We start from the raw sequence: 4,639 nt of genomic DNA, 5'->3' as shown, positions 1-4,639 counted from the left end.
GGGGCCTTCGGCGAATCGGCCTGCTTGGTCGGATCTGCGGGCGTGGTGGGCTCGACCGGCGCCGGCTTCTTCGTGTTGGTAGGTGCAGGCTGGGGCTTCGACTTGTTGGTCTCGCTGGGAGTCGGCTGGGGCTCCTGCTTGCCTGTGTTCGCGGGTGCGGGCTTGACCGGATCGCCCGTTGACGCAGGTTTGGTGGGCTCAGGTGTGGGGGCAGGGGTGGTGGCAGGCTTCGGCTTCGTGGTCGCGTCGGCCTTCTTTCCGTTGTCCTTTTCGGACGTGTTCGACGGCGCGCCGGAGCCGCTGCCCTGCGACGTGCCACCACTCGGGCGGGACGCCGTGTCATCGGGGGTTTCGTCGGACGGACTGCCCGCGTTCACGCGATCCTCGGCGTCGTCGTTGGAGCTGGAGGAGCTCCGGGACGGGCTCGGCTGGGGGGAACGGGACTCGGTCGAGGGAGACTGCGAGCCGCCACTCCGGGACGGGCTCGGCTGAGCGGAACGGGACTCGGTGGGCGAGGTTTTCGGCTCTTGAGCCTGACTCGGCTGCGCCTTTGCCGCGCTCGCCTCGGGTGCCGGGCCGGAGGCAGCGCCGCCGTCGGAGCCGGCCTTGGCGGCGGCGTCGGAACCGGAGGCAGCATCGCCGTCGGAAGCTCCGGCAGCACTGTCCTCCGCCGGGGCCGTTTCCTGACTCAGCGCGATGATGTGCTCCTGCTCGTCAGCGGGAACCTCGGACACGGGACCGTTGTCCGTTCCGGGTGCGGAACCGTTGTCGGTGGTGGCCTGATCGGTCCGGGCCTGGTCCTCCAGGGAGTACTTGGGGCGGGAGGCGGGGATGATGCCTTCGCCGGTCTCCCAATCGAAGGACTGGGCGTCCACGGCTTTGCCCTGAACCCACGTTTCGAAGTGCAGGTGCGGGCCGGTCACGCGCAGGCCGGTCTGGCCGATGGTGCCGAGCTGCTCGGAAGCTGTCAACGGGTCGCCCACCTGCACCATCACGTCCTTGAGGTGGTTGTAGGTGGTTTTCACACCGTCCGCGTGGGAGACCTCCACGCGGTTGCCGCCCCATTCATCCCAAAACACCGCGGTGACGGTGCCTTCCAGGGCAGCGACGACCGGAGTGCCTTCAGAGGTGGAGATGTCCGTGCCGTTGTGGAACTCTCGGTCCCCGGTGTCCGGGGCGGTGCGCCAACCGAACTGACCGCCGTCCAGAACCGTGGGGGGCTGGGCAGGAGCAATGATCGTGTTGAAGGGCAGTTCACCCTCAAAGGTGGCGGGGGCACGCTTGGCCGGGGCCACCGAGGACGGCGCGGACTCGGTACCGGCATCGGACACGTTACGTACCTGGCTGGCCACGTAATCCTGAGGGGTGTCCTGAACGTTCGGCAGCAGGGCCTCGTCGGGAACGGCGGCGAACAGGGACGGGCGGGATTCACCTTGATCGCCTGCGGTGATCTGACCGAACGCGCCGCGGTTCTGCTGGTTTTCCGCCGACTCGTCCGACGCCTCGCTGGCGTATGCGGATTCCCACGGCGCTGGTGCTGAGCCATTGCTCATGGCAACGCTGACCGCGACCAAAGCGGAGAACGAAGCAAAGGCGGTCAAGGCCATGGACGGGCGCCTGGCCGCCGCATGACGGACACGTGAACGAGCCATAATCAGTTGTAATCTCCCCGGAGCTTGACCTCGACATCGTTTGCCCGCGATATCGATGATTAGTAAAGCAATCGTAGATGAATCCAGGGTTGATAAACAGTGTCGCCTCACCCACTTAAACGCCCTATTTCAGGAAATTCAGTACTTTCCGCGCCAAGAATCCTGCACCAGCCCGCGAACGTACGCCGCCTGCCCGAGGTGCTGTGCGGCGTCGTCGATCGTGGACACGATCCGCACCCCGCGCGTGACGGGAGGATCCCACGAATCATCGATGACTTGGTCCAGGTCGGAGTCGCTCAGGGTAACCAGATAGTCGACCGTTGCCGAGGTGACCGCATTCAGATAGCCCAGCAGCAGGTCCGGGTCGGTGACGCGAACGCGCGCGACGTCATCCGGGCCGTCACCGAAACCGAAGTCGTCCGGGTCCCGATCCAGGTCGAATTTTTCGTCCCAGCCCTGCGCGGTCCAGACCTGTGGCTCTTTCGAGAGGTGCGCTATTTGCGCGTCCTGCTGTCGGCTCGCGTGCCAGATCAACCACGCGATCGAGTTCTGTGTGTCCCCGGGCATGCGGTTGAGCGTGTCCACGGAGATTCCCTCCAAGACTTCACCGGCCACCCGCGCGGGCCGTTGCGCCGCGTCCACCAACAGTTCTTTCGCGCTCATGCTTGGCTGCCTTTCGCTCGACGTCTCCGCTGGTCACTTTACGACGACGCCGCCGGGGCCGTAAGGGGGCCGCGCACCTGGGACACGCCGGCCGCGGTTTCCGTACTGCACCGACCGGGGAACGGCTCAGAACTCCCGCTCGGCCTCAGTTGAGCTCGATGCGATCCGTGGGCAGGGGATCATGGAATCGAACCTTGCGATCTGCACGCAGAACGCGGAAGATCACGGCGGCCACCACCACTACCGCGAGACCCCCCACCAGGCTGCTCCCCTGCATCCCGTAGGAGAAGGCCGCGGTTGCGGTTTCCATGACGCTCTCGGTCCACGGGCCGCTCTGGGCCACCTCAACGGCGCCGCCCAGGGTCTGGTGAGCGACGTCAGCCTGCTCGGGGCTCAGCGCCTGGGGAAGACTCAAGTGGGACTGGTAGAACGCGGTGGTCAGGCCGCCGAGCACGGCAGTACCCAGGACGGCGCCCACTTCGTACCCGGTTTCGGACACGGCCGACGCCGCACCCGCCTTGGCTTCGGGCACCGAGGACACCACGAGGTCGGTGGACAGCGTGGTGGCGAGACCGCCACCGGCGCTCATGGCCGCAAAGCCCACCAACACCGGAAGCGCGGAACTCTGCTGATCGGTGAGGGCCACGATCACGAACCCACCGGCAATCAGCAACAGCCCCGTGACGATTGCCGTGCGAACACCGAACGTCACGGCCACCTTGGCGGCCGCCATGCCCGTCACAATGGCCAGCAGCAGCCCGGGGACCATCAGCAGACCAGCGGTCATGGGGTCCTTACCACCCACCAGCTGGAGGTGCTGGGTCAGGAAGAAGAGGAAACCGAACATTGCGATGCTTGCCGTCACGTTGACCGTGAGACCACCGGAGAAACGTGAGCTGCGGAAGAAGCGCAGGTCCAGCATCGGGTAGTTCTTGGCCACCTGGCGGTGGGCGAACAACACTCCGCTCAGCACGCCGAACGCCATGATCAACAGCCCCTGCAGCACGGAACCGCCGGTGGCCAGGGATTTAATGGCGTAAACGACCGGTGCCATGGCCAAAACGGCCAGCACGATCGACAGCGGGTCCACGGGTCCGGGATGGGGGTCCCTCGACTCCGGCAGGAGCAACGGGCCCGCGATCAAGAACGCCACGAGAACCGGGATGGCCAGCAGGAACACCGAACCCCACCAGAAGTGGTTGAGCAAGAAGCCACCGGCAATCGGTCCCAGTGCGGCACCGGCGCTGAAGCCGGCGGTCCAGATGGCAATGGCCAGGCGCCGCTCATGATCGTCCCGGAACACGGTGCGCATCAAGGACAGCGTGGCCGGCAACAACATGGAGCCGAACACGGCGATCCCCACGCGAGCGGCCACCAACCACCCGGCGGTGGGCGCGAATGCGGCCAAGGCAGAGATGACACCGAAACCCGTGGAGCCGATCATGAGGATCTTGCGCCGTCCGATCCGGTCCCCCAGACTGCCCATGGGAATCAGGAGGGCGGCCAGGATCAGCGGATACACGTCCACGATCCACAACAACTGCGACGCCGTGGGATGCAGGGCCCGGGAAATGGCGGGCAGCGCGAAACTGAGGGCCGTGTTGTTCACGGACACCAGGAGCACCGGCAACATGAGGACGGCCAGGGCGCCCCACTCTCGGGCACCAGCTTTCTGCCGCTGATCGATCACGGTGGACACGATGAAGACCTCCTCGGTTCTCTGTTGCCGGCTGTTCGGCGTGGATTCGCGAAAAGTACTTCGTCGTACTGCGCGGGCGGGGCCGTTGTGGAACGGGCCAATTAATTACTATACCGACTAGACGGTACAGTTAACGACGAACGCGGGGCAATATTCCCCGGATCCGTTTGGGAGAGGTTTTGCTCACATGCCCCGCAAACCACTGGCTCGGGACAAGCTACTCGAGGCCTTCGAGCACATCGTCCTCACGGACGGCGAGCGCGCCGCAACGCTCGACGCCGTCGCCGCGGCCGCCGGTGTCTCCAAGGGTGGCCTGCTCTACCACTTCCCGCACCGGCAGGCCCTGGTGGGCGCCATGCTGGTCGATCTCGAGTCCCTTGCGGCCGAGGACCTCGAGCGATTGACCGCCTCACCCCGTGGTGCCGCGCGCGAGTTCCTCGCGACCTCGCTCTACGAAGACAGTAAGTTGGACCGTGCCCTGGTCGTCGCCTCCCGCCTCATCCAGGCCGGCGACGACGCCGCTCGCGCCGCCTACGCGCGCATCGAGGGGAACTGGTTGACCGCGGTACTCGAGGACGTGGGTGACCCCGTTGTTGCCACCGCCGTGGTGTGCATGGGCGACGGG

4 protein-coding genes are annotated in these 4,639 nt (G+C 66.0%); 1 reads left to right on the top strand and 3 read right to left on the bottom strand.

Translation table 11 applies throughout. The features are described 5' to 3' along the window. The 3 genes from Q4E95_RS11210 to Q4E95_RS11200 all read right to left on the bottom strand — a co-directional run. The coding region (locus Q4E95_RS11210) for a M23 family metallopeptidase (protein ID WP_303383387.1) at positions 1-1,607 on the bottom strand (1,607 nt) is incomplete at its 3' end. A gap of 183 nt (positions 1,608-1,790) precedes the next feature. Next, complete coding sequence (locus Q4E95_RS11205; protein WP_303383386.1) at positions 1,791-2,315, bottom strand: DinB family protein; 525 nt, start codon at positions 2,313-2,315, stop codon at positions 1,791-1,793. Between the two features lie 145 nt (positions 2,316-2,460). Next, on the bottom strand, positions 2,461-4,014 hold the full coding sequence (locus tag Q4E95_RS11200; RefSeq protein ID WP_303383385.1) for an MFS transporter: 1,554 nt from the start codon (positions 4,012-4,014) through the stop codon (positions 2,461-2,463). A 187-nt stretch (positions 4,015-4,201) separates the two neighbouring features. Here Q4E95_RS11200 and Q4E95_RS11195 point away from each other — a divergent pair. Further along, the coding region (locus Q4E95_RS11195; protein ID WP_303383384.1) for a TetR/AcrR family transcriptional regulator at positions 4,202-4,639 on the top strand (438 nt) is incomplete at its 3' end.

It is taken from the genome of Kocuria sp., assembly GCF_030536815.1.
Taxonomy (GTDB): domain Bacteria; phylum Actinomycetota; class Actinomycetes; order Actinomycetales; family Micrococcaceae; genus Kocuria; species Kocuria gwangalliensis.
The sequence above is the reverse complement of the archived record's forward strand: the minus strand, read 5'-3'. Positions and strand labels throughout refer to the sequence as shown.